Source organism: Granulicella mallensis MP5ACTX8 (assembly GCF_000178955.2).
GTDB lineage: Bacteria > Acidobacteriota > Terriglobia > Terriglobales > Acidobacteriaceae > Granulicella > Granulicella mallensis.
Genome location: NC_016631.1, coordinates 4,351,134 through 4,375,517, shown reverse-complemented (window position 1 = coordinate 4,375,517; position 24,384 = coordinate 4,351,134). Strand labels below are relative to the sequence as shown.

17 protein-coding genes are annotated in these 24,384 nt (G+C 56.7%); 10 read left to right on the top strand and 7 right to left on the bottom strand.

Features of this window, described 5'->3' with window-relative positions; all coding sequences use genetic code 11:
* The first annotated feature begins 26 nt into the window (after positions 1-26).
* Positions 27-1,433 (top strand): aminotransferase class V-fold PLP-dependent enzyme, encoded by a 1,407-nt coding sequence (locus tag ACIX8_RS17135; RefSeq protein ID WP_014266637.1) that lies wholly within the window; start codon positions 27-29, stop codon positions 1,431-1,433.
* Positions 1,434-1,475: 42 nt separating this feature from the next.
* Here the strand turns inward: ACIX8_RS17135 and ACIX8_RS17130 are convergent, their stop codons facing one another.
* The 3 genes from ACIX8_RS17130 to ACIX8_RS17120 form a co-directional block, all read right to left on the bottom strand.
* The gene (locus tag ACIX8_RS17130; protein WP_014266636.1) at positions 1,476-4,100 is read right to left on the bottom strand and encodes a glycoside hydrolase family 3 C-terminal domain-containing protein; all 2,625 of its coding nucleotides are present in this window, start codon (positions 4,098-4,100) and stop codon (positions 1,476-1,478) included.
* A gap of 104 nt (positions 4,101-4,204) precedes the next feature.
* Positions 4,205-5,602: an alpha-L-fucosidase gene (locus tag ACIX8_RS17125; protein ID WP_014266635.1), complete on the bottom strand. Its 1,398-nt coding sequence runs from the start codon at positions 5,600-5,602 to the stop codon at positions 4,205-4,207.
* 100 nt (positions 5,603-5,702) lie between these two features.
* Positions 5,703-7,586, bottom strand: a complete 1,884-nt coding sequence (locus ACIX8_RS17120) for a glycoside hydrolase family 35 protein (protein WP_014266634.1) — start codon at positions 7,584-7,586, stop codon at positions 5,703-5,705.
* A gap of 215 nt (positions 7,587-7,801) precedes the next feature.
* Here ACIX8_RS17120 and ACIX8_RS17115 point away from each other — a divergent pair, with 215 nt between their 5' ends.
* Positions 7,802-11,434 (top strand): carboxypeptidase regulatory-like domain-containing protein, encoded by a 3,633-nt coding sequence (locus ACIX8_RS17115; RefSeq protein WP_014266633.1) that lies wholly within the window; start codon positions 7,802-7,804, stop codon positions 11,432-11,434.
* Between the two features lie 65 nt (positions 11,435-11,499).
* Here ACIX8_RS17115 and ACIX8_RS17110 read toward each other — a convergent pair whose 3' ends face one another.
* The 3 genes from ACIX8_RS17110 to ACIX8_RS17100 form a co-directional block, all read right to left on the bottom strand.
* Positions 11,500-12,705, bottom strand: coding sequence for a hypothetical protein (locus ACIX8_RS17110; RefSeq protein ID WP_014266632.1), 1,206 nt, complete (start codon positions 12,703-12,705; stop codon positions 11,500-11,502).
* Positions 12,702-13,871 (bottom strand): hypothetical protein, encoded by a 1,170-nt coding sequence (locus tag ACIX8_RS17105; protein ID WP_014266631.1) that lies wholly within the window; start codon positions 13,869-13,871, stop codon positions 12,702-12,704. Before ACIX8_RS17105 ends, ACIX8_RS17110 begins: the two co-directional genes overlap by 4 nt.
* A gap of 65 nt (positions 13,872-13,936) precedes the next feature.
* Positions 13,937-14,899 (bottom strand): helix-turn-helix domain-containing protein, encoded by a 963-nt coding sequence (locus ACIX8_RS17100; RefSeq protein ID WP_014266630.1) that lies wholly within the window; start codon positions 14,897-14,899, stop codon positions 13,937-13,939.
* Positions 14,900-15,147: 248 nt separating this feature from the next.
* Here ACIX8_RS17100 and ACIX8_RS17095 point away from each other — a divergent pair, with 248 nt between their 5' ends.
* The 3 genes from ACIX8_RS17095 (at position 15,148) to ACIX8_RS17085 (ending at position 18,468) form a co-directional block, all read left to right on the top strand.
* Positions 15,148-15,738 carry a TetR/AcrR family transcriptional regulator gene (locus tag ACIX8_RS17095; RefSeq protein ID WP_014266629.1) on the top strand — a complete coding sequence of 197 codons (591 nt, stop codon included), beginning with the start codon at positions 15,148-15,150 and terminating at the stop codon, positions 15,736-15,738.
* 417 nt (positions 15,739-16,155) lie between these two features.
* Positions 16,156-16,896, top strand: coding sequence for an SDR family oxidoreductase (locus tag ACIX8_RS17090; RefSeq protein WP_014266628.1), 741 nt, complete (start codon positions 16,156-16,158; stop codon positions 16,894-16,896).
* A gap of 267 nt (positions 16,897-17,163) precedes the next feature.
* On the top strand, positions 17,164-18,468 hold the full coding sequence (locus ACIX8_RS17085) for a glycosyltransferase (protein WP_014266627.1): 1,305 nt from the start codon (positions 17,164-17,166) through the stop codon (positions 18,466-18,468).
* A 336-nt stretch (positions 18,469-18,804) separates the two neighbouring features.
* Here the strand turns inward: ACIX8_RS17085 and ACIX8_RS17080 are convergent, their stop codons facing one another.
* A complete protein-coding gene (locus tag ACIX8_RS17080; RefSeq protein WP_014266626.1) occupies positions 18,805-19,692 on the bottom strand; it encodes a LysR family transcriptional regulator in 888 nt (295 codons plus the stop codon).
* A 106-nt stretch (positions 19,693-19,798) separates the two neighbouring features.
* On the opposite strand from ACIX8_RS17080, the gene mdcA reads away from it, so the two are divergent.
* Genes mdcA through mdcE form a run of 5 tightly spaced genes read left to right on the top strand, consistent with a single transcriptional unit; the run spans position 19,799 to position 24,347 of the window.
* Entirely contained in the window at positions 19,799-21,454 is a 1,656-nt protein-coding gene (gene mdcA / locus ACIX8_RS17075; RefSeq protein WP_014266625.1) for a malonate decarboxylase subunit alpha, read from the top strand.
* Entirely contained in the window at positions 21,454-22,362 is a 909-nt protein-coding gene (locus tag ACIX8_RS17070; RefSeq protein ID WP_014266624.1) for a triphosphoribosyl-dephospho-CoA synthase, read from the top strand. The genes mdcA and ACIX8_RS17070 overlap by 1 nt, the downstream gene beginning before the upstream one ends.
* Positions 22,349-22,645: a malonate decarboxylase subunit delta gene (locus ACIX8_RS17065; protein ID WP_014266623.1), complete on the top strand. Its 297-nt coding sequence runs from the start codon at positions 22,349-22,351 to the stop codon at positions 22,643-22,645. Before ACIX8_RS17070 ends, ACIX8_RS17065 begins: the two co-directional genes overlap by 14 nt.
* A complete protein-coding gene (locus tag ACIX8_RS17060; RefSeq protein WP_014266622.1) occupies positions 22,642-23,517 on the top strand; it encodes a biotin-independent malonate decarboxylase subunit beta in 876 nt (291 codons plus the stop codon). Before ACIX8_RS17065 ends, ACIX8_RS17060 begins: the two co-directional genes overlap by 4 nt.
* Complete coding sequence (mdcE, locus tag ACIX8_RS17055) at positions 23,514-24,347, top strand: biotin-independent malonate decarboxylase subunit gamma (protein WP_014266621.1); 834 nt, start codon at positions 23,514-23,516, stop codon at positions 24,345-24,347. The genes ACIX8_RS17060 and mdcE overlap by 4 nt, the downstream gene beginning before the upstream one ends.
* Positions 24,348-24,384 lie beyond the last annotated feature (37 nt).

Below are 24,384 nucleotides of genomic sequence, written 5' to 3'. Positions count from 1 at the left end.
ACTTCTTGATCCTACGGAGTCCTGGCATGAATTTGAAGTTCGGTTGGAGTCGTCGGTCCTTTCTTTCTATGTTGGGCGCAGCGAGCGGAAGTTTATTTGCCGGACGCGAGGCAAAAGGTTCTGAGCTACTTGTGGGCGAACACGAACACTCCCTGTCGAAGATTGACGGCAATCCTATCGTGCCGATCACCACAGGGCTAGGTTCAACCGGGGATATCTATGCCGAGCTTGGAGTAAAGCCTCTCATCAATATCGTGGGTACTGTGACCGTAATCGGTGGCTCCGTGATGAAGCCCGAGGTTATGGAGCTTATTCGCCGAGGCAATGAACACTTTGTCTTGATTGATGAATTGGAAGTTGCTGCTGGAAAATTTATTGCCAAGCTCTGTAAGTCACCCGTGGGATATACAGGTCTCGTTACCGGCGGTGCGGCGGCTGCCATGGTGGTTGGCTATGCCGGAATGATGACCGAGGATCTTGAGCCTCGCCTCAAGGCCTGTCCTGATGTAACAGGTTTTCCCCGGACAGAGGTCATCATTCAAAAGAGCCATCGGTATGCTTTTGACCATCAGATACGCCAGACTGGCGCAAAGTTGATCGAGGTCGAAACGCGAGAGGAGATGATCGCCGCGATTAATCCCAGGACACTTGCCATCCACTTCACGAACATCCTCTCCGATAAGGGCAAAGTGAGTGGGCCGGAGACCGTGGAGATCGCCAGGAAGCACGGCATCTATACCTTCAACGATGCCTCGGCTGATGTGCCGCCGGTATCGCGTCTTTGGGAGTATCCAGCGATCGGTTTCGACATGGTGACCTTCAGCGGCGGCAAGGATATCTGCGGACCTCAGGCATCCGGAATCCTGATAGGCAAAGAAGAGTTAATTCACTGGGCTCTGATGAATATGAGTCCGCAGGAAGACCGTATTGGACGGTGCTGCAAGGTCGGCAAGGAAACTATCTTTGGCTTACTGAAGGCACTGGAGATATTCGTCAATCAGGACTACGACGCAACGTTGAGAATGTATGACGCGCGCGCGCAGGTGATCTCTGACGCGGTAGCAAAGTTCGGTGTCAAAGCCCAGCCTCGGGAGTTCGACCCGCAGGCACTGGGAAATGTCACGCCAAGCTATAGCTGGATGATCGACTCCTCGAAGCTTGCGATCACGGGACACGAGGTGATGCTTCAGCTGGCAGCTACGCAGCCCGTCGGAATTGGAAGCATGGGCGCTGATTCCGGTGGCATGCGGGGACGGAACCCCGACGCAAATTCGGATAAGTCCACCGCTAAAGCAGCAAAGCCGAAACGTGCTGAACGTGCAGCGAAGAATCCAAATACGTTTGGATTTGCCGTCTGGCAGTTGAAAGAAGGCGAAGACAAGATCATTGCAGACAGGCTTGTCGAAATATTCAGTGCAGCGCCAAAAGCCTAGGTTTGATATCTGCCGATCGCGATAGCGCGATCGGCAGATGGCTTACTGCGGGAGCGATGCTCCTTCGATCCTGAACGCGACGCCCTTGCTCACGTTCAAGTCCGGCTGCACTCCGCCCACGAAAAGCTTGTACTCACCCGCTCGGACCGTCCTTGCGCCAGAGGTATCAACTGTACTCAGTTGGCCGGGCGCCAACTTGAATGTAAGTTCACGTGTTTCTCCCGGACGCAACGCAACGCGCTGCACCCCCTGAAGTGTGAGTCGCGGAGCTCCGGAAGCCTGGGGCGGCTGCAAGTAGAGTTCCGCTACCTCAGTGCCCTCACGCTGGCTCTCGTTGTGTACTGTCACCATTGCCACCAGCGGTTCGGACGTCTTGAGCATGTGAGTCGATAACCGTAGCTGTCCATATTGAAAGTGGCTGTAGCTGAGTCCATAGCCGAAAGGGAACAGCACTGGACCGTCGAAATAACGATAGGTGCGGTGTGCCATGCTGTAGTCCGTGAAGGCTGGCAGGTCATCCACGGAACGATAGAAGGTTACAGGCAGGCGACCGGACGGGTTTACGTTGCCGGCCAGTATGCCTGCAAGAGCTTCTCCACCGGCTTCACCTGGGTACCAGGCCTCGAGCACTCCGGCTGCATCCTTTGCCTCTGGACCGAGCGCCACTCCCGACCCTGACGTAAGTACGATGATGACCGGCTTGTGCAATTGGGTGAGACGGCTGAGGAGTGTGCGCTGTGCCTCAGGCAGATCCAGGCTGGTGCGATCGCCTCCGTTGAAGCCTTTCAGCCGAAGCTGCAGTGCTTCGCCCTCGAGATCGGGAGAGAGGCCAACAAACGCGACGATGACATCGGATTTTGCCGCGGTTTGCACGGCCTGATCCAGTAGTGCTGCTGCGGGAGGCTCCCATTCGAGCGCCACGCCGTCATCTTCACCGGTATGCAGGTACTCCAGTCGAATCGCGTGGGGTGCGGTGTCGACGAAGTCGAACGTTTTGTGGTCGGCATCCCCTTTCGCTCCGTGGTTCTCCAGCACAAGCTTGTCGTCTACGAACAGACGGAAGCCATCGTGCGTGGTGCAGTCCCAGCAACGCTCTATGTTGACCCGAAGCGTATAGGAACCTGCCGCCGGAGGAACGAGAAAGCCCGTCCAGCGGGCGGCGTACTGCTTGGACTTGAGCGCAGGCAGAAAGCTCGCGCGATTCAAGTCGAAGTCGATCTTCTCCGCTGTGTTCTGGAATGCGGGCGTGCCCTCCAAAGAGGCTTTATCGAAGTACTCAGCCTGGAGCCCGGCAGAGGAGCCTGGAGCCGCAGCAACGCGTAGCGCATTGCGTGGTACCGGCGCAGAGACACCCTCCGCCAGCAGGCTGCCCTGTGCGTAGCTCACATCGTGAAAGCGGGAACGAAAGCCGTCCAGCGGAGTGATGGGGTGAAGAGCGGTGCCGTGGTAGTTGGCCTCCAGCACTTTGACCATGTCGGCGGTAGGACCTATCACCGATACCTTCTGTGTTGAGGCCTGTAGCGGAAGAACTCCATCGTTCTTCAGCAGCACAATGGATTCCTCCGCCGCGCGCAGCGCAAGCGTATGGTGTGCGGGCGAATCGAGTTCTTCCGCTCCGATGTCGCGATAGGGTGAGCACGACAGCGGGTCCAGCATTCCCAGCCGTACCCGCGCCAGCAGCAGGCGGTGCAGCGCCTGGTTCAGCTTCGCTTCCGTTGTCAGATTCTGATCGAGGCTCTTCGACAGGGCGGCGTAGGTATTGCCGCAGTCCAGATCTACGCCTGCGTTCAGCGCGTCCGCTGCGCCATGGGCGTTGTCGGTAGCGAAGTGGTGGTAGCCGGCAATATTGCCAACGGCGTCGCAGTCAGAGACGACATAACCCTTGAACCCCCAGCGCTCGCGAACGAGGTCCTGCAGATTGTTGCCGCTGGCGCAGGAAGGTGTTCCGTCGATCTCGTTGTAGGAGCACATCAGCGCTGCCGCATGGGCGTTGGTTGTAAGCGCATGGAACGCGGGTAGATATGTGTCGGCAAGATCGTGCGGCGAGACCACGGCATTGAAGCTGTCGCGGCCTTCCTCCGGCCCGCTATGCGCCGCAAAATGTTTCGGTGTCGCATCTGCCTTCAAATAAAACGGATCGTTTCCCTGCACGCCTTCCACGAACTGTGTTCCGAGCGTTGCAGTCAGGAACGGATCTTCGCCGTAGGTCTCCTGCCCTCGGCCCCAGCGCGGATCGCGAAAGATGTTGATATTGGGCGACCACACGGTAAGTCCGCCAAAGCGAGGAGTATTCTCTCCGCCATGGCTGTAGAACTTCGCACGTGCCTCCGTCGAAACGACGTCACCCACCTCGTGCAGCAAAGGGGCATCCCACGTCGCGGCTAGCCCAATCGCCTGCGGAAATACGGTGGCATAGCCATCACGTGCCAGGCCGTGAAGTCCCTCGTTCCACCAGTTGTACGAAGGCAGACCAAGGCGTTCTATGGCGGGCGCACGATCCTGCAACTGGGCAATACGTTCCGACACCGTCATCTTCGCAATCAGCTCGTCGATGCGGGCGTCAATCTGCTGCGGGGTTTGTTTGTTCGAACAAACCTCCTGCCCAAAGCAGGCGGTGCAGACCCAGACGAGCCCAATGGCCATTCCCAATTTGCGTTGTTTCTTCATCGTTCGCTACTTTCCAGATTCCGCGAGTTGCCTTGCGTCTACCAGCGAATGCTCATTGGTAGAGAACGGAGTGGCCCGTGTCATGGACCACTCCCCACTTCGATCTATCTTGCCGCTTCTACCTTCGCGCCATCCAATGAGTAAATCTGAAAGGTCCGAATGCGTGCAACGCCGGCACTGGTCAGGATATGCAGTCTCACTCGCTGTGCCTTTACCGGGGCAAAGTGATCGATCTTCTTGTGCCCGATCGCATAGCTCGAAACTACCGTCTTCCATGTGCCATCGACGAAGGCATCGATGCTGTATTGCTGCACCTGCTGACCTTCAACGAGCCACTCCATGGTGAGTGCGTGGTCAAACGTCATGGCATGCGGCAACTGCACTTCAAGTGTCGCTGAATGCGAGTCAGCCGGTGCGCTCCAGAAGGTAGACGCGTCGTCGTCGAGGGCCTTGGCTACGTTGGCATCCGTGGTCATCTGCGGATGAAGCAATCCATTGCCGTAGCGCGAGGTGATGGTTGCGCCGAGCTCGCGGAGCCGGGCGACATCGACATCCGGCAGCAAGCCGCGATTGTCGGGAGCAACGCCCAGCATCCACTGGCCGCCGTGGCCGACCGAGTTTTCGTAGCTGTCGATCAACTCGTCCACGCTCTTCAGCGAGGCTTCATCATTCGGGTGCCAGAACCAGTGGAACTTGCGCAACGGTGTATCTACTTCGACGGGACGCCAGCGAAGATACCCGTGACGATCGATGACGTTCCAGTTCTGATATTCGATCTTGCCTGACTCATCGCCGGCCCAGCGTGCATCACCGTACTCAAACAGAGAAGTATCTGCAAACACGATCGTGTTCGGCTGATAGGTGCGCAGGGTCTCGATGATGCGTGGGAAGTTGTAGGTCCTGCCGGTGCTGCCTGCACCATCCAGCCAGAACTCGGCCAGGTCGCCATAGTTCGTAACCAACTCTTCAAGCTCCGCGTTGTAGTACTTGTCGTACGCTGCCGGATCCTTGTACTTCGGCTCGTGGCGATCCCACGGCGAAAGGTAGATGCCGAACTTCAGACCGTTGGCCCGTGCGGCGTTTGCCACCTCGCGCACAACGTCTCCTTTTCCATCTTTCCAGGGGCTTTGCTTGATGCTGTAGTCGGTTTGTCCCGTCGGCCAGAGAGCAAAACCATCGTGATGCTTGGCTACCATCACCACATACTTCGCACCTGAAGCCTTGATGGCCTTCATCCACTGGTCGGGATTGAAGTTTGTTGGGTTGAAGACCTTCGGGCTCGCTGTTCCGTCGCCCCACTCCTGGTTGAGGAAGGTGTTCGTGTCGAAGTGCAGGATGACGCCAAACTCCATATCCTGCCACTCGGTCTGCTGCGGGGTCGGCTTGAGGTCAACCGCGTTCTGCGCCAATAGCGCCGGGCACGGAACAGAGATCAACAACAAGGCACTGGCAACCCGCACCAGGCTTCCACTAACAGCCTTCTTGGTCCACGAACGATTCATAATGCTCCTGTCAAAAAATGAATATTGTCTTGCCGCGGTTGAGCACCAGCGCGAGCACACCAGCTCGCCTCGTAGCGTATGCCTTGGCCTGAAAGTCTAGCTAGGGTTTGGGAGCAGTGTTAACCGGGGTGACGGATTCAGGTTTTGGCTCAAAGTAGGTAGCGTGGTCCTGACCTTCGATCTGCAGATTACGCCCTCCGTTGAGGTCGAACACGGTAAGCTCGTTTTTCCCTTGATGGAGCCACACCCCCGGAACGTACAAAGCGCCGGCCGGTCCAATATCCCAGAACCTGCCGAGGAGATGTCCATTCACCCACACCACGCCCTTAACGAGCTGCTCGGTATTGAGGAATGTGTCCCCGGGGTTCGGGGTGGAGAACTCCGCATGGTAGAAGCAGGGGCCCGTACAAACATTCTTCTTGTAGCCCTTTTCCGGCGGTGGAGCAAAGGGCAGGGGATAGATGCTCCAGTGGTTGAGCGCTGCACCCTTGAAGGAGATCTGGCCGAGAGCGCCGGCGCGCTCGGTGCGGATGATCGGTTTGAAGTTGATGCGCCCGGAGTTCTCTACGAGGATGTCGAGGCGATGGGTTCCGGTTATCTGTAGCGGAAGGCTCTTCTGTCCAAGGCGGCGGTCCAGCACGCCTGCGAGCTTTCCATCCACGTAAATTCTTGCGTAGCTGTGTAGCTCGTTGAAGGTAAGCTGACCGGTACCCAAGCCATTGATCTTTGTCCGGTAGAGAATGTAGCCATAGCTCTGGTCTACGTCCTCCATGGACAACGGAGCCTCTGACTCAATCGCCTTCGGCAGTGTGTTCCACAGTGACTGAGCCTCGTCCAGATGGATCGCTGGAACGGTGATAAGTGGAGGAGAGTCTGGCACCGGAATCGGCGTCTGGTTCGTAATCTCGTTGATGATGTTGCGCAGTCGAAAGTACTTGGGCCGAGGCCGGCCGGACTCGTCGAGAGGCGCGTCGTAATCGTAGCTGGAGACATCGGGCTGATAGCCATCGTGATCGTTGTTGGCTCCGTTCATCCAGCCGAAGCTCGTGCCGCCATGCACCATGTACAAGCTGATGGAGTCCCCTTGCTCCAGCATGGAACGGATCTCGGTCTCTTGCTTGGCAGCATCCGTAAGCTGGTGCTTTTCGCCCCAGTGGTCGAACCATCCGTCCCAGTATTCGGCGACATAAACAGGTGTTTGGGGCCGGAACGCCTTATACAGTTTGATGGAGCGCGCTGCGTCCCCTGTGCCGAAATCAATGCCCGCGAAGACGCTGGGTAATGTCCCCTGTTTGAGCACATCAGCTCCGTCGCCGGTATAGAGCAGGGAGCCTCCGAAGCCTGCCTGGAGCACAAGCTCATGCACCCACTTCATGTATTCGTGATCGTCGCCGAAGGAACCGTACTCGTTCTCGACCTGCACCGCGAGGATCGGGCCGCCTCGGCTTGCCTGTAAGGGAGTCAGTTCCTGGCCCAGACGAAGCATCCAGCGTGTTGCCGCTGCCTTGAACTCCGGCTGCAGGCTACGCAGTTTCATCTCATGATCCTTCAGCAGCCAGGCGGGATAGCCGCCTAAATCCCACTCCGCGCAAACGTACGGCCCTGGCCGCAGGATGACGTACAGGCCCTCTTGCTGCGCTTCACGGACAAACTCCGCCACGTCGTTCTGCCCGGAGAAGTCGTAGACTTCCGGCGTCGGTTCATGGATGTTCCAGAAAACATAGATGGTGATTGCATTGAGGCCCATGGCGTGGGCTTTTCGCAGCCGGTCGCGCCAGTACGGTCGCGGGATTCGGGCGTACTCCAGCTCGCCCGAGACGATACGGAAGGGTTTGTCCTTGAGAAGAAACCCGCTTGTGCCCACGGTAAGGGGGGCTGCTGAGGCTGTTGCGACCTGGCCTCTCACGGCACCCGAAAGGAGGGGGAGAAGGGTGATGGCGAGGAACTTATGAAAATATTTTTTTGCAGGGGAAAAATTTTTCATTACGGCTATTCTTGCACTAATACCCCAATAATTGAACAGAATAGAGAAAAATCAGTTGCTTTTTGAGCAATCAGATCGCCTGAAACGCGATTGACTTTGTATGCGCAGTTGCCGTAGTTGTTTCTAATACGCAACAAAGTTCGGGATGGAAGACGAATTAGCCCAGCTTGGTTATACGTCTGTTCCAGCTAAATCTACTTGTGAGGTCCCAGGGAATGCGCTTTTGTAAATCAGCACTCCTCTTTATTTCGTCTCTCGTGGTAATTGGGGGCACGACAACTGTTCAAGCGCAGGTCGATCAGGGGTCTGTCACCGGAATCGTCCGCGATGCGGACAAGGCGGTAATTCCTGGAGCGACCGTCACACTCATCAACAAGGACAACAACCTGACGCTGACTCGCGAGTCCGACAGGTCAGGTGCCTACAACTTCGTTCCGGTCAAGATCGGCAACTATAAGCTCACAGTCGCCGCTCCGGGGTTCAACTCCCAGGTGCAGGACAACATCCATGTCGATGTGAGCCAGACGGTCGGCCTGAACATTACGCTCAAACCGGGCGCAGTCAGTGACACCGTCACGGTGAACGCGGAAACCAACCTGCAGACGGAAGAAGCATCGACCGGCCAGGTATTCTCCGCTGCTGTGCTCAACGACTTGCCGCTCGATGGACGCAACTATGTGTTCGCTGCGCAGCTCACCACCGGTGTTGCCGCTCCCAACCAGGGCTTCACGCAGGTTGCCGGTGCAGGCGACTTCACCTCCAACGGTAATCGCGTTTCGCAGAACAACTTCGTTCTTGACGGCGTGGATAACAACTCCAACATGCAGGACTTTCTGAACGGCGCTACTTACGCCGTACGTCCCCCGCCCGACGCTCTCGCTGAGTTCAAGGTCGAGAGCAGTGACTATAGCGCCGAACTGGGTCGCGGCACAGGCGCTGCCATCAATGCTTCCATCAAGAGCGGATCGAACACCATCCACGGCAGCCTCTGGGAGTACTACAGCAGCGATCGCATGAACGCGCAGGATTACTTTACGGCTCCCAATTCCAAGACGGCGTATCATCTGAACGAGTTTGGCGCGACCCTCGGCGGACCGATCTGGAAGGACAAGATCTTCGTCTTTGCCGATGCGGAAGGGACTCGCATCTCGAGCTATAACCCTCCTCAGGCGAACTATACGGTGCCTACAGCCCTTGAACGCACTGGCGATTTTAGCGAACTGCTGGATCCCAATAACACCAATGGCGTTGGAGCGGTCGACCTGTTTCTTCCGGGCGGCAATGCTACAACGTCCATCGGCGGCACTATGCCGACTCCCGGCTCCACTCCGCGGTATCTGACCTGCAACGGAGCGCAGAACGTCATTTGCCCCGCACAGTTGGATGCTGCGGCGCTGAAGGTTCTAAGCCTGTATCCGTTGCCCAACCAGGGCGGAGCGCACCAGACGTTCAAAAACTACACGGTACCGGCCACTGCGATCGGTAGCAACACGACACAATACGATGTTCGACTGGACTACAACTTTTCGTCCAAGGATCAGATGTTCGGACGCTACAGCTATTCCAACAGTCCCAAGAACATTGCACCGCCTCTTGGCCAGCTTGATGGAGGTGGCTTCGGCAGCACCGGTCAGGAATCGAACTATTCCAAGAGTGGCGTGTTCTCCGAGACCCATTTCTTCAGCTCCACTTTGTCCAACGAATTTCGAGTAGGTTACAACTGGTTGTTTGCTGCCTACCTGGGACCGGATGCAGCCAATACCAACTTCGCCTCATCGCTTGGCCTCGGTGGTATTCCGACCGGGATCGCAAATCTGGGCGGTTTACCGCAAACCAACTTTGGTGACTCGCACAGTGGCAACGACGCAGCCAGCCAGATCGGCACCGCCGGCTACCTTCCTTCCAGCGAACTGCAGAACGTCTTGCAGATCATCGACAACGTAAACAAGCAGCTTGGTCGGCACACACTGAAGACCGGCATCAACTTCCAGCACATCCGTTTCTACGGTTTGCAGCCTCCCAATGGTCTCGGCTATCAGAACTTCACAGGAGCCTATACCGAAAACCCTGCTGATCTGAACGCGCACTACACCGGTTCGGGTCTTGCGGACTACCTGCTCGACGATATGAATAACTCAGGTCTGAGCACGGTAGCTCCCTTTACCGATCTGCGGTGGTACTACTCTGCCTTCGTGCAGGACGATTGGAAGGTAACTCCCAAGTTCACGCTCAATCTTGGCATTCGATGGGAATACACCCAGCCGATTCGCGAGCTACATAACGAGCAGGCGAACTTCGTCGGCAACTATGCTGGGATGAACCAGGGCACGGGTACGCTCTTGGTTCCGTCCTCGCAGCAAAGCTTTCCTTTCTCGCCCACATTGATCAATACGTTGGCGGCGAACAACATTGCGATCCAGTACACCTCGAATGACTACCTTGTGAACCCTCGCAGGTATAACTTCGCTCCCCGCATCGGTCTTTCCTATCTGCTCGATCCGAAGACGGTGCTCCGCGCAGGCGGGGGTATCTTCTATGGCGGTCTCGAGAATATCGGTCTTGGTGTGAACCTCGCGTACAACGCTCCATTCTTCGTCAACGCCAGCTTCATTCCATCGCCTAACCAGTGCTACAACCTCAATGGTGCCGTTACCTGCCCGACGAACGGACAGACCCTGGAAACTGGCTTCGGCAATGCCGCAAGCAGTCCTGCGGCTCTTGCCAACGCGTCAGGCATCGGAACGATCTACTCTCAGGATCAGAATGCCAAGAGCGCCTATACCACGGCCTATAACCTGACCCTGCAGCACTCTTTCACCGATACGCTGACGTTCACGATTGGCTATCAGGGGAATGAGAGCAAGCACCTTCGCGCTACCTTTGACGCCAACACCTATCCGGGGTATGTGCCGGCCGGTGCGAATAGCCAACTCTATCAGCCGTTCCACGACTTTAGTGTGGTGGATGTAACGTCCGAGGGCATTGGACGATATGACTCCATGCAGGCCAAGCTCGAAAAACATGCCGGCCATGGACTGTACTTCCTGGCGGGCTACACCTGGGCTCACTGCCTTGACGATGCCTTCGGTCCTATTGGACAGAGCGCCGCAGGCGGGTACCGCAACCCCAATCTTCTGGGTATTCGTTATGACTATGGCGATTGCACTCAGGACGTTCACAATCGCGTCACGCTGAATGGCCAATACGATCTGCCCTTCGGTCGAGGTAAGCAGTTCCTGAACCAAAGCCGTTTGGCCGATGAAGTGGTTGGCGGATGGAAGACGAGTCTTATCTTCCAGGCGCAGAGCGGTAACCCGGTCTTCCTGACCTCCAGCAACCAGGGTTCGAGCTATCCCTACAAGATTGCCGATCCATTCACTCCGGGCGCACCTTACGGCTACAGCCCAACGGCTGCCGGTTCTTCGGCCAGCCCGCAGCAGGCTCAGTTCCAATGCGCGAGCAAGACACGCACGCTGCAGCAGTGGTTCAACCCCTGCTCCTATGTCAATCCGCCCGAGGTCGTTTCCTCAGGAGCAACCTCGGCGACCAACACCATCAATGCAGCTCAGGCTGGTCTCATTCCCTCTGGCCCCCGTGGCCGCGTAGGACTCTTTGGGCCTGGCTTCAATCGCGTGGACGTCTCACTGTTCAAGACGTTCGCTCTGCCTTTCCACAACGCGGCGTTCCAGCTTCGCGCGGATGGGTTCAACGTCCTGAATACTCCCTCGTTCGGCAATCCTGGAACCGGTCTTTCGGGTGGTTCCAGCCAGCAGATCACGAACACACGCTTCTCGGGCATCATCACGGATGCGCGTTCCATCCAGGTGGCGGGCCGTCTCACCTTCTAACCCTGTAAAGGAAAGGCTCCCTCGCGGAACATCGCGGGGGAGCCTTTTTCTTTCTTCAAAGTTCTTTACCCAAAGTTCTGCAGGGCTTCGGTAATGCTCATGGGGGTAGCGCAGATTGTTCCTGCCGGCGTACCGGCTCCTACGATCACGGCGAAAGGTTTGTTCTCGACCCATGCCATGAACGTAAGTTTTCCAGGAGCAGCGATTCGATTCATCTCGATCCAGTTGTAGTAGGCGCCCATCTCGGCATCGCGGAAGGAGCCCTGTGGATCGAAGGACGAGGGTGTCACGGAGGCGAACATCTCGCTCATCTCACGGTGGCTCTGGCGTGGCGTGTAGCGTAACAGCAGTGTCTGCGGCTGTGCTCTGCGAATGAGCTCGCGACCGGCCCACTGCACAAAACTTGTACTAAAGATCTGCGGGCCTGAGCTCTCTGTGAAGAGTTCCGTGTAGAAGCGTTGGAGCACGGGGTCGCTGGTGATCTCCGAGGCTCCTACGTCACGCCACGACGTGCCGATGAGCCGGGTATGTATCTGTTCGGCTCCTCCGCTGCTGCTGGGAAGAGCTACCTGCATCCTCTCCAGCACTCGTTCGCGAAGTTTGGACAGGCCCGTATAGCTGACTGCGGTTGTATTCGGAAGCTTGTTCGCTATCTCATCAGAGATCACGCTTCCATCCACGTACCAATTCGCATACGGGGCGCTGGCTTTGGAGGCGTGCGACTCTATAGCCCGGCGGATATCCTGAAAAGCCGTATCGGTCTTCAGAGAGCTAAAGAAGACTCCTTGTTTGCTCAGCTTCCGGAGAACCTTTCCACTCTCGACCTGGGCGCCCTGCCCAAGCATCACGAACACGAGCCGATGCGTTGTGTCCTCGCGGCTGGGGACGGAGGCAAAGAGTGCGCTTGCCGCAAGCCGGAACTGGTTAATCTGTCCGCTGGACCATAGATAGGCGGTAAGTTCGGGAATAAAGCTTGCGGGCGAATGTACCCAGTCCAAAGATTGAAGAGACGGGGGGATTGAAAGTGCCGCGAGAGGGCTGGCCAGCGCGGAGTATCTCTCGGGCGCAAGCTTTTGCAGGGAGTCGCATTGCCACCGCAACGATTCCTTCTCGGCTGGAAAGCTCGTATCCAGGTTCTGGATCTGCTGTAGGAAGGAGGGACACACCACCAGTGGAAGCCGCTGCAGCAGAGAAAGATGCTCCACTGCGAACCTGCGTGCGGCGGCAGGGTATCCGTCAAACGATGAGGCGACAAGCTGATCCGGTGTCATAGAAGCTCCCGAATGACTTTGCCGGTGGAGGCTGTTTCAAAGCCGAGATAGCTGCCGATGGTAGGAACCAGGTCTATCGACTCGATCGGATGGTCCACAATCGTGTTTTGGCGCAGATGCGGTCCCAGCGCCAGCATCCACGTCGTACGGGCCATCGCACCTCCCGTTCGATGATGCTGGAAGCCGTTACCCGCGGGGTCGTTATCGGCATCGCGGCCAAAGTCGGGCATGATGTAAAGCGTGGTGCGGTCCTTGTACTCGGGGTCAGTCTGCACCATGTTCCATAGCTCCGCACAGAGGCGGTCGGCCCGTTGAATTGCATCCACATACAGCGAGTAGGAGCCGGAGTGTGCGATGTCCATATCGTGCAGTGTCAGCATCATTAAGGAAGGAGCCTGCTGCTTCATGAGTTGTCGCGTGATGTAGATCGAGAGCTCATCGGCACTGTCGAGGCTGCGAGCCTTCTGTACGAAATCCTGCACGGAGAGCCGCAGCGACGACTCCAGCATGTCAAGATGCAGTTCGCGGTCCATCCCCGATTGCAGTGGCTGGTACTCGGGCATCTCGTAGCTGTCCTGCAGCAGATGGGAGAGCGCCTCACCGTCCGTCGCCTTGTTGTCGTGCAGTGCGGCTGCCAGCAGTCGCTTGGGAAGAATCACTCCGGCGCCATACTCTGGCCCAAAGTTTTTGTGGCTGCTGCTGCCAATGCGCTGAAAGCCATTGCTAGGAGCGATGACCCACGTATCGGTCGCCGGGCGGCGCAGACCTTTTCTGTAGTACTCGAAGAGTGTCGGGTTAGGCGGAGCCTGCGCGATGAAGTTGTCGAATCGCTCGTAGCTTCCAGTCACGATGCTTGCCGTCGCAACGTAGTGGCCGAGAATGCCGGCATTGATGACCTGGCTGAAGAAGGTCCCCTGTGGGAGCAGGGTACGCAGAAGGTTCGGGATATTCTCCTGGCCTTCCTCGGCGAAGGTCTCTTCGTCGCGCGCTCCCCCCCCAAAGGTCACCAGGATCGTCTTCTGTGTCGCCCGTAATATGGATGTCTGAGCGGTCAAACTACGCGGCATCGAGGCCAGCGAGAGGGCGCCGATGGTTCCGCGCAGAAAATCACGGCGCGTTGCCGAGATCGCTCTTGGGGAACTTAGGTGGCCCAGGGAATGAGGCATCGATTTACCTCCGGAGAAAGTCTTGGAACGACTGTAAATGAACGATCGGGTGGCAAGCCAGTTCATTACATATAGAAGTGATCGCCATTGTTTGAATTGTATGACTCTCTGCTATCGCCAGTGGTTCTCCTTCGCCATATCCCCGGACTCATCCCTTGTATTCGTTTGAAGGAGCGGGTGAGCGCAGATTGATCCGCAAATCCACACAGAGTAGCGATGTTGGCTAGTGACAGTTGCGAGTGGATCATAAAATGCTTTGCCCTCTCTACACGCCGTTCGATCAACCACCTATAAGGCGGCTTGCGAAAGCTCTTTGCGAAGGCTCGTGCGAAATGGCCTAAGGATAAGTCGCAGGCCTCCGCAACCTCTCGAAGGGCAATGTTCCCATCGATATGAGTGTCCAGCAACTCGGTGGCTCTTCGCATCTGCCAGGGCGCGAGTCCACCCCGAAGGGGTGGGATCGATTTTGCAGCAGTGTTGTAAGAACATACAAAATGGCAGTTCAAGGCGTGCAGAACATGGTCTAAAAAGATCTTCGAAGTGTGAGTGGGGTGATCGAGCGAAGAGAGGAGAGATTGCCCGAGATGGTGGACAACGGGATCAACTGTTCCGTGGGGCCAGGTCAACTGCTCCACCCGGGGGAGTTGATGGTCATAGGCAATCTCATCCAGAGCCGCTTGCATGACATACAGCACTAACGCGTCGAAGGGATTGGGGAGAAAGCACGCAGGTTCATTTTGCAGGTCGATGGCACTGACCGCTCCAACGGGATAAGAGCCACTCGACACTCTCTTTCCGCCCAGGAATTGTTCGATGAAAGGTATCGTCTTGAGTTGCAGCACAACAATGTAGCCGTGCTCCCCAACGAGCGGTTGCGCAATTTCCGCGAGACCTTCGCTGCTTTGCAATCTGCCAAATGAGAATGCGGCAAGTTCGGATAGCCTGACGTTCGCCGTCGGCGAATCCTTCAAATACATGGCTTCGGCAAGTCCATTCCAGACGGTTGGGATGTTGATGGAGTGATCCATATTGGTGGCTGCCTTTTAGGGTTGTTCGGCCTTAACTGGAGCGGGCCGAGCAAGACTCTTTGCGCTTCTTTTCAGTACGCTCTAAAAGCTCAGGTATAGGAGGCCGTGCTGGTATGGGTAATTCGAACCCATGGATGGATGAGGCGCTGCCACGAGCGAGAGTGGTTGCTACGTCGCAGTTTGAGGTCCATTCACCGTCTACTATAGTGTTGCATGCAAAACGATGAAGTAGGCACAGTAGATCACATATGAGCAAAGGAACAGAAACGCGGAACCGGATTATCGTGAAAGCGGCACCCCTTTTTAATCGAAAAGGCTTCGATGGCTGCTCCATGCAGGATATCGTCGAGGCGGTCGGTCTGGAAAAAGGTAGCCTGTACGGCCATTTCCCCAATAAAGAGGCCCTCGCCATTGCCGCCTTCGAATATGCCTGGAAGGAGACAAGCAGTGCCCGGCTCGCCAGGATGGATACCGTCGCGAATGCGATTGAAAAGCTGAAACTACACGTCGATCATCTGGTATCGCTCCCCCAGTTTTCAGGCGGCTGTCCTTTGATTAACACCATTGTCGACAGCGATGACGGTAATCCGGCGCTCAAGAAGGTAGCGCGGAATGCTCTCAAGCAATGGCGTCTATACCTTCAGAACACTGTGGCGGAAGGACAGGCCCGTAAGGAGATCCGGGCAGGCGTCGAACCGGAAGACGTGGCAGCCCTCTTGATATCGCTCTTTGAAGGAGCCATGGTCCTGGACCGGTTCGATAAGAAGTCGGGTTTCCTCGAAAGAGCTGGAAAACATATGAACGCGTATCTAGATACCCTGACCTACGGAAAAGCCTAGTCTCTCGCCAGCGCCTTGACAGCGGGAACGCTGATCGCGGTTGTCACTACATTTCGAACAAACTTGAATGCTGGCATGATCTTTCTCTCGGATGCGCCCAGATTCGAGAGCCGTCTGTGCGCTCCTGTGCCCATACGGACTGAGCAATCGTGCCCCATCCCGCGCCACATCGACACTCGCGATCCTGTTCCATTCTGAAGCTAGTCTCGGATGAGGCGGCAATCTTGGCGAAAAGCATCATGGTTTGGCTATTCCTGATGTTTTTCGGCAGCGATCCTGATGCGGAGATCTCTTAGCGCAACGGGAAAGTTACTATGAAGAATCTGGATGGTATTCTCTTGTAAATACTTCCGACTGGTCGATTTTAAGAATCACCTTCAGGAGATCTCCATCCAATTCACTCAGGAGGGCAGATAGATGCCTAGCGATAAGAAAGTAGCACTCGTTACTGGAGCAACTCGTGGAATTGGCCTTGAAACGGCACGCCAGTTAGGGCAGAAGGGGATTGCGGTCATTGTCGGCGGCAGGACGGCGCAGGCTGCGCAGGAGGCCGCGGATAAACTGGTGGCGGAGAACATCGAAGCCTATCCCGTAGGCCTGGATATCACCAAGGATACGGACCGAAAGGCGGCTGCCAGCTTTGTGGCCGAGAAGTTCGGCAAACTCGACATCCTTGTTAACAACGCCGGCGTTGGAGGTGAGGGGGGCCTGCTGAATGCCCATACCATCGAGACGACAGAAGAAGAGCTGCAGTCGGTCTTCAATGCAAACCTCTTCTCCGTTGTCGCCATCACGCGCGAGTTCCTTCCTCTACTGAAGAAGAGCCCTGCAGGCCGAATCGTAAATCTGGGGAGCATCGTGGGCTCTCTTACGCTGCAATCGATGCCGGGAAGCCCTATTTCGCCATTCAAGGCCTTCGCCTATAACGCATCGAAGACTGCGCTGAATCAATTCACGGTTCACCTGGCTGCCGAGCTGAAGTCCACCAACATCAAGGTGAATTCAGCTCATCCGGGATGGGTGAAGACCGAATTGGGCACGCAGCACGCCCAGATGGAGATCGTGGATGGAGCCAAGACCAGCGTCGAACTTGCCTTGATCGGTGAGGACGGCCCCAACGGAAAGTTCATTCACCTCGGGAAAGAACTGCCCTGGTAAGTGTTTCTGAGTCCTCCTGTCGTTTTGTTCGATCTTCCCCAATGAAGTAATGATCTGGTCCTTTCCTCGCAATACCACGCCAGCCTGGAGACAGGCTGGCTTCTCGTAAGAGCTAAAATATACCGACTGGTCGGAAATAAAATGGAATAAGCCTCCCTCTTCCGTGTTTCTCTTAGTGCGCGGAAACACGTTCGCCGACGCCCTCTGGGCCGTACCCGCAGTTGCTTCTGCCGGGCGCAAACACCACAAAGAGAGAGAGTCTTACAAATGAAAATTGGCTTTATTAGTATGCCGCTCACCGGTCACCTCAATCCGATGATCGCGCTAGCCCGCAAATTACAGTTCCGCGGACACGAGATCGTCTTCATCGGAATTCCTGATGTCGGCCCCTACGCCCGCGCCGCTGGGCTGAATTTCGTCTCCTACTGTGAAGAGGAACTTCCTGCAGGATCATCCGCGGGTATCCTCGCCCCGGCTGCAAAGCTCCACGGCATGGAGACGACCCGCTGGACCATTCAGGGGGCGGGAAGGGCCATGTTCCAGTTGGCATCGCAGCATCTGCCGCGCGTAATCGCTGAAACAGGTGTTGAGGCGCTGGTGTTCGACACGATCCACATGTACCTCGAGGTTGTTCCCATGAGCCTGGGCATCCCCTATGCGCATGTATGGGCCATCTTAAATATCGACTTTTCCGGTGCCACGCTTCCTTCTGTTGTGTCGGGGAGGTACGAGGACACACCCGAGGCGCGTGTGCGTAATACCGAGGACCTCAAAAAGAGCGACAACGCATTTTTCGGTATTGTGCAACCTCTCGCGGAAGAATACGCGGAGCGAGCCGGATTGAAGCTGGACTGGAGCGATCCCGCTGCAACGGTCTCCAGGCACGCGGTAGCCGTCGTGTCGCAAACGCCCAAAGAGTTCGACTTGCCCGGCATTCCCTGGCCTCCGCAGTTCCACTACGCCGGACCCTTCTTCGACGATGCAGGCCGCGAGCCCATCCCGTTTCCCTGGGAGAAGCTGGATGGCAGGCCCCTGGTCTATGCCTCCCTGGGGACCCTTGTCAACGGCCTCGATAGCATCTATAAAACCATTCTGCCCGCAGTCGGACGGATGCCTGAAATACAGGTCGTTCTCTCTAAGGGGAGCAATATCGATCTCGCTGATCTCGGTCCCATCCCGTCCAACGTAATCGTCGTCGACAAAGCCCCTCAGCTCGAACTTCTCAAGCGTTCAGTGCTCTGCATTACCCATGCTGGTCTCAATACGGCGCTTGAATCGCTCGCACTGGGCGTGCCGATGGTGGCGATCCCCATCGGCTATGACCAGTTCGGCGTAGCTATTCGCCTCGCCTACCACGGAGTCGGCGAGGCTCTTCAGCTCGACGACCTCACCATCGACGGCCTTCACGAGTTGATTCAGAAAGTTCTGCACACTCCCGGTTATAACGAGAAGGCGCAGTATTTCAGAGACGTGATTGCGAAGCGCCGTGGGCTTGACGTTGCTGCCGAAGCTATCGAACGTGCCTTCGAGCAGGCCCTGGAGAATCGTCCTCTGGAGCTATCGCACGCGTAAGACCGCTGCCAGAGGACGATATACATAAACGACGGCTGGGAGTAATCCCATCCGTCGTTTTTACAGCCTCTTAACTTCTGCTTGGCAAAAAACGCCATGACTTGGCGATTCCTGCTGAATTTTTCGAGAGCGATAGCGCTGGGAAGATCGGTTGCCGCAACAGGCAAGCTAGTATGAGAAATCTGGCTGGAGAATTTGTCGCGCGCTAGATGCTTCGAACCAGTCCAGGTTGAGTCAATTGCCGGCAGAAGGGATAAGAAGATAGCAACCATTAACGCTTAGGGCGGCCGGCTACTGGGCGAACCCGCTTCTCCTTGACCCCGCTGGACACTGCTCTTAGATGTGGAAGAGAGTTCTAGCAAGATCACAGAAGTTTTCGATGGCCGGAACGTTAGCTTGTTTCGCAAAGATCATTCCGATTTCAGACGGGGGAATTTTGTCGGCGATCGAGCAGATGGCAATCTTCGCAATGCGTTGTTTCACAGCAGAAGCAGGCAGAACCGCAATACCCAGTCCGGAATCCACTAGCGAGACAAGTGTCGACATTTCGCTCGCCGTTTGGGAGACATCCGGAACCACTCCGGCACGGTTGAGTATGCCGGCCAGAAAGTCATGGAATCCCGGGGCGAAGTGCCGTTCGTACATAACGAACTTCTCTCCTCGAAGCTCACGCAGGCGTATCTCTTTCCCGGAGGCAAGCCGATGATTCGACGGCAGGACGGCAACGAGGGGTTCCCGATGCACGGTAGTCACCTCGATTCCTCTTACTTCTTCGATCGGCAAACGCAGAAACCCTACGTCCAGAGTGCGATTTTGAATCATTCCGACTTGATCGCTGGTGAGGATATTCCGAAGAGAAAATTCGACGTCGGGATAGAGCTTGCGAAAACGTCGTATGAGCGTTGGCACGATCTCTTGTCCGGCCGTGGAGATGAACCCGATGCGGATCCGACCGAGCCTGCCCGAAGCGGTCCATTGGGCCTTTTGGCCCGCGGCTTCCAGCTGTTCCAGGGCAATGGCAGAGTTCTCTCGGAAGATTCGTCCAGCCTCGGTGAGGGAAGTGCCCTGACGGTTCCGATCCAGGAGCGTTACTTTGAGTTCTTCCTCCAGAGCCTTGATCTGCAGGCTGAGCGCGGGCTGGCTCAGGTAAAGGAGCTTTGCGCTACGGCCGAAGTGGAGCGTGTCTGCAACGGACAAAAACGCGCGAATCTGACGGATTTCCATGACCACTCCTGATTAGCAAAATTCATCACACTCATAGAAACATACAACTATCCTAATCACGAAAACAAGACTCTAATCGTAAGTGAAAGGCAGAAGGAGTAGCCGAATGAGCGAACATATACTGCAGCAACGAAAGTCCTGGACGACCCGGCGCGACGAGAAGGCGCGGCGTATGCGCGCCGTGCAAGCCTGGATGAGTGGCCCCGTCCTGCCTCGAGAGAAGACGATCGAGGCCCTGGAGTCAGTCATCGTGAGTGGCGACCGCATCGTGATGGAGGGAGACAATCAGAAGCAGGCGGACTTCCTCTCCCGCTCCCTGGTACAGGTCGATGCGAAGAAGATTCACGATCTCCATCTCATCATCTCCAGTATCAGCCGTCCCGAGCATCTCACACTCTTTGAACTGGGGATCGCAAAGAAGGTGGACTTTGCATTCGCAGGTCCCCAGAGTCTTCGTGTGGCGCAGCTTCTCGAAGATGGAGTGCTTGAAATTGGAGCGATTCACACCTATGTCGAGCTCTACGCGCGGCTGCTGGTCGACCTTGTTCCGAATGTGGTTCTCGTGTGCGCCGACCAGGCTGACCAGGAAGGCAATCTCTTTACGGGACCGAATACTGAAGATACTCCGGTTATCGTTGAGGCGGCCGCCTTTCACGACGCGATTGTGATCGTGCAGGTCAACAAGATCGTCGATAAACTTCCCCGGGTAGATATCCCGGCGTCCTGGATCGATATTGTGATTGAGGCGGATAAGCCGTTTGCCGTGGAGCCTTTGTTCACGCGTGATCCGCGACACATCAACGATCTCCAGATCCTGACGGGCATGATGGTCATCCGTGGCATCTACGAGAAGCACCAGGTTCTGTCGTTGAACCATGGCATCGGCTTCGATACAGCGGCCATCGAGCTTCTCCTCCCAACCTACGCGGAGTCGTTGGGGCTGCGCGGGAAGATCTGCAAACACTGGGCTCTCAACCCGCATCCCACGTTGATTCCGGCCATCGAGAGCGGTTGGGTCGAGAGCGTGCACTCTTTCGGTAGCGAAGTGGGAATGGATGAATATATCCGTGCTCGTCCTGACATCTTCTTCACTGGACGCGACGGCAGCCTCCGTTCTAACCGTGTTCTCTGCCAACTGGCAGGACAGTATGCCGTGGATGCCTTCGTCGGAGCCACCCTGCAGATGGATGGCGATGCCAACTCTTCCACCGTAACGACGGGACGTCTGGCAGGCTTCGGCGGTGCACCGAACATGGGAAGTGATCCCCACGGACGGAGGCACTCAAGTCTTGCATGGCTCGACCTCAAAACAGATCCTAGCCCGACCGCACGAGGACGGAAGCTCGTGGTTCAGACGCTTGAGACCTTTGCCAGCGGCGGTGTTCCTGCCTTCGTTGAAACGCTGGATGCGGTCGAGGTCGGGAAGCAGGCAGGGATGCCCATCGCGCCGATCATGATCTACGGGGATGACGTAAGCCATGTGGTGACGGAAGAGGGCATTGCTTATCTGTACAAGACAGAGGGTATCGAAGAGCGCCGCCGTGCACTGGCAGCAGTCGCGGGTGTAAGCCCGGTCGGCCTGAAGGCAAAGCCTGAGGAGACCGCTGAGCTGCGGCGCAAGGGAATCGTAGCGTATCCCGAAGACATCGGTGTCCATCGCCTTCAGGCCAACCGTTCTCTGCTTGCAGCACGAAGCATGGAAGACCTGGTCGCGTGGTCCGGCGGCCTCTACCAAGCACCCGCGAAGTTCAGGAACTGGTAATGGCAAACATGATTCCCATGACGAAGATGATTCCGGCGTTGCTTGAGGCGGATCAGTTGCCGGAGTTGGCCCGGCAGGCGCTGGTTGCTGAAGCCGAGCTAACCCCCAAGCCTGGTTTGGTTGACCGGCGAGGATCTGGAGCGCATTCGGATCTGTCGCTGGATATCATGCAGCGATCAGCGCGGGCTATTGCTCCGTACTTCGCGACGATGGCTGCCGCATCGTGCATGGCTCCAATGGATCGGTTCTTACGAGCGGAGGTTGCCGCCATCGGCCGGGAAGCAGAAGCCGCAATGTTGCGGGCGACCGGAGGGAGTAATGCGCACAAGGGAGCTATCTGGGTGTTAGGGCTCCTGGTCACGGCAGCGGCACAGAGTGACAGTCTCCATTCTGGAGTTGTCGCGAAAGACGCGGCGTTCCTCGCTCAACTCCCTGACTCCGCCAGGCCTCAGCTGGTCTCTCACGGCGACCTGGTTCGGAGCCGGTATGGAGCCACAGGGGCTCGGGGAGAGGCTTATGCTGGTTTTCCCCATGTCGTGACGGTAGGTCTTCCTGCTCTGCGTGGCGCTCGCGCGCGCGGATTGTCGGAGACAAATAGCAGGCTCTCCTCTCTCCTGTCCATCATGGCTAGTCTGGAAGACACCTGTGTCCTCTATCGTGGCGGAGACGAGGGCCTACAGACGGTCAAACGGGGGGCGAAAGAGGTGCTTGTCTCAGGTGGCCCTGGCTCTGCTGCCGGAGACGAGGCGTTACGTCGCCTTGATCGCGAACTTTTTGCCAGAAACATCTCTCCGGGAGGAAGCGCGGATCTGCTTGCGGCCACGCTCTTTCTGGACGCAGTAGAACGAGGTTTGTACGACGTGGAAAGGGACACTAGTCTTTTGGAGGGATCACATGGAACAGATTGAATTCGATTATCCGGCGGCGAGACGTCGCATGACGAAGAAGGCTTATGTCGGCGTAGTGGGGTCTGGAGATATGGAAGTCCTCATGGAGCCGGCTGGCGGTGATGGGGCACACGTCTCGATTACCACCAGCGTGAATGGCTTCCAGGACTCGTGGAAGGCGGTCTTTGACCGGTTCTTCTCGAAGTTCGATGGAGCCGTAAAGATCCAGATCAACGATGCAGGCGCAACCCCAGGAAGCGTGCTGCTGCGGTTGGAACAGGCAGTGGAGGTGATTGAGCAATGAGCACAGCAGAGATCTTTCCCGCATTTGTAAATCGCAAGAGCTTCATCGAGCTGGACGGCAGGGCACGTGCCCAGAGCCTGTTCGATGAGGGGACTGCGAAGGAGTTGGTTGGCCCGTTTGATCGAGTCGAATCCCCGTGGTTGGCGATTCAGGGGGTCACTCCACAGGCCGATGATGGTTGCATCGTAATCAAAGGTAAGATTGGTGGCCTGCCAGCAGTTGTCGTCTCTCTCGAAGGAGCTTTCCAGGGAGGCAGCATCGGAGAAGTGTCCGGCGCCAAGATGACAGCGGCTCTGGATCTTGCAACGAAAGACTCAGAGGCCGGGAAGAAGACGGCTGCTGTCCTTCTCCTTGAGACCGGTGGTGTGCGGCTGCAGGAAGCGAATCTTGGGCTCGCCGCTATCGCTGAAGTGATCTCGTCGATCCTCGCCTTGCGTCAGCACGCCCCGGTGATCACTGTGGTTGCCGGTACCGTGGGCTGTTTCGGCGGCATGTCACTGGCGGCTGGAGTATCAAGCTATGTCGTTATGACCAAAGAAGCTCGCCTTGGGCTCAACGGCCCTGAGGTCATCGAACAAGAGTCCGGCATCGACGAGTTCGATGCGTCAGACCGCGCTCTGATCTGGGCGATTCATGGTGGTGAACAGCGAGTCGGCATGGGAGAGGCAGATGCGCTCGTTGAAGACGATGCCGACAAGATCGCTTCCACGATTCGCGGATATGTCCAGGCTGGTCCGCCATCCGAGCATAGAAGCGAACAGGTCAAGCTCTATCGCGATCGTATTGCTGCATTGGACACGTCCAAACAGATCGATCCGATAAGCCTGCGTCAGACATGGAATGGCAACAACACCACGGGAGGTGCGCGATGAGCGAACATGTAGGATTGCGCGGAAGAGCCTGGTTTCAGACTCTGACCGGAAAGAATGAGCCGCTGGCAGGTGATCCGGGCTCTGTACTCGTCTCGAACAGTCTATTGGGCAGCGAGACCAGCTTGTTTCTTTGTGTCGTGCCGAATCCGGAGAGCCGGTTCCCCTGTGTGCGGGACGGGCAGGTAGGTTTGGAGGAGGCTTATACGCTGGCCACGCGAGTGCGTGAAGCGATCGCGGAAGACCGCGATAAGCCGAAGGCCGAAAAGCGTCCGATCATTGCGATCGTCGATGTTAAAAGCCAGGCCTACGGCCGTCGCGAAGAGACAGCAGGAATCTTCCTGGCAGCAGCGACCTCGGCAGATGCCTATGCCTCCGCGAGGATGGCTGGGCATCCTGTCATCAGCCTGGTCGCAGGGCACGCCTTCTCCGGTGGCTTTCTTACCCATGGCTATCAAGCGAACCGTATTCTTGCCTTCGACGATGCAGGTATCGTCATTCACGCCATGCACAAAGAGGCGGCAGCAAGAATCACAAGACGATCCGTGGCAGAGCTCGAGCGGCTCGGACACGAGATTGCTCCGATGTCGTATGACGTCAAGGACTACGCCAAGCTAGGCCTGCTCTACAAGCTGCTCCATGTAGAGAATCCTCTGCAGCCCACAGCGTCTGAGATCGAAACCGTGAAGCAGGCACTGGTTGAAGCTATTCAGGATGCACGAGCTGGATCGACTGATCTCGGTAATCGTCTTGAGTCCGACGCTGCAAAGCAGACGCGCAAGGCTAGTATTGCGGTCCGAGCCATGCTCGAAGCACAGTGGCAGAACGCCTAGAGCAAATTTTCTGTAGGTGTATAGCGAACCGCGATAT

Bases quoted from the DNA above. Each gene is read 5' to 3' on its own strand.
- ACIX8_RS17135 (WP_014266637.1), top strand. From the start codon at position 27: ATGAATTTGAAGTTCGGTTGGAGTCGTCGGTCCTTTCTTTCTATGTTG.
- ACIX8_RS17130 (WP_014266636.1), bottom strand. From the start codon at position 4,100: ATGAAGAAACAACGCAAATTGGGAATGGCCATTGGGCTCGTCTGGGTC.
- ACIX8_RS17125 (WP_014266635.1), bottom strand. From the start codon at position 5,602: ATGAATCGTTCGTGGACCAAGAAGGCTGTTAGTGGAAGCCTGGTGCGG.
- ACIX8_RS17120 (WP_014266634.1), bottom strand. From the start codon at position 7,586: ATGAAAAATTTTTCCCCTGCAAAAAAATATTTTCATAAGTTCCTCGCC.
- ACIX8_RS17115 (WP_014266633.1), top strand. From the start codon at position 7,802: ATGCGCTTTTGTAAATCAGCACTCCTCTTTATTTCGTCTCTCGTGGTA.
- ACIX8_RS17110 (WP_014266632.1), bottom strand. From the start codon at position 12,705: ATGACACCGGATCAGCTTGTCGCCTCATCGTTTGACGGATACCCTGCC.
- ACIX8_RS17105 (WP_014266631.1), bottom strand. From the start codon at position 13,871: ATGCCTCATTCCCTGGGCCACCTAAGTTCCCCAAGAGCGATCTCGGCA.
- ACIX8_RS17100 (WP_014266630.1), bottom strand. From the start codon at position 14,899: ATGGATCACTCCATCAACATCCCAACCGTCTGGAATGGACTTGCCGAA.
- ACIX8_RS17095 (WP_014266629.1), top strand. From the start codon at position 15,148: ATGAGCAAAGGAACAGAAACGCGGAACCGGATTATCGTGAAAGCGGCA.
- ACIX8_RS17090 (WP_014266628.1), top strand. From the start codon at position 16,156: ATGCCTAGCGATAAGAAAGTAGCACTCGTTACTGGAGCAACTCGTGGA.
- ACIX8_RS17085 (WP_014266627.1), top strand. From the start codon at position 17,164: ATGAAAATTGGCTTTATTAGTATGCCGCTCACCGGTCACCTCAATCCG.
- ACIX8_RS17080 (WP_014266626.1), bottom strand. From the start codon at position 19,692: ATGGAAATCCGTCAGATTCGCGCGTTTTTGTCCGTTGCAGACACGCTC.
- mdcA (WP_014266625.1), top strand. From the start codon at position 19,799: ATGAGCGAACATATACTGCAGCAACGAAAGTCCTGGACGACCCGGCGC.
- ACIX8_RS17070 (WP_014266624.1), top strand. From the start codon at position 21,454: ATGGCAAACATGATTCCCATGACGAAGATGATTCCGGCGTTGCTTGAG.
- ACIX8_RS17065 (WP_014266623.1), top strand. From the start codon at position 22,349: ATGGAACAGATTGAATTCGATTATCCGGCGGCGAGACGTCGCATGACG.
- ACIX8_RS17060 (WP_014266622.1), top strand. From the start codon at position 22,642: ATGAGCACAGCAGAGATCTTTCCCGCATTTGTAAATCGCAAGAGCTTC.
- mdcE (WP_014266621.1), top strand. From the start codon at position 23,514: ATGAGCGAACATGTAGGATTGCGCGGAAGAGCCTGGTTTCAGACTCTG.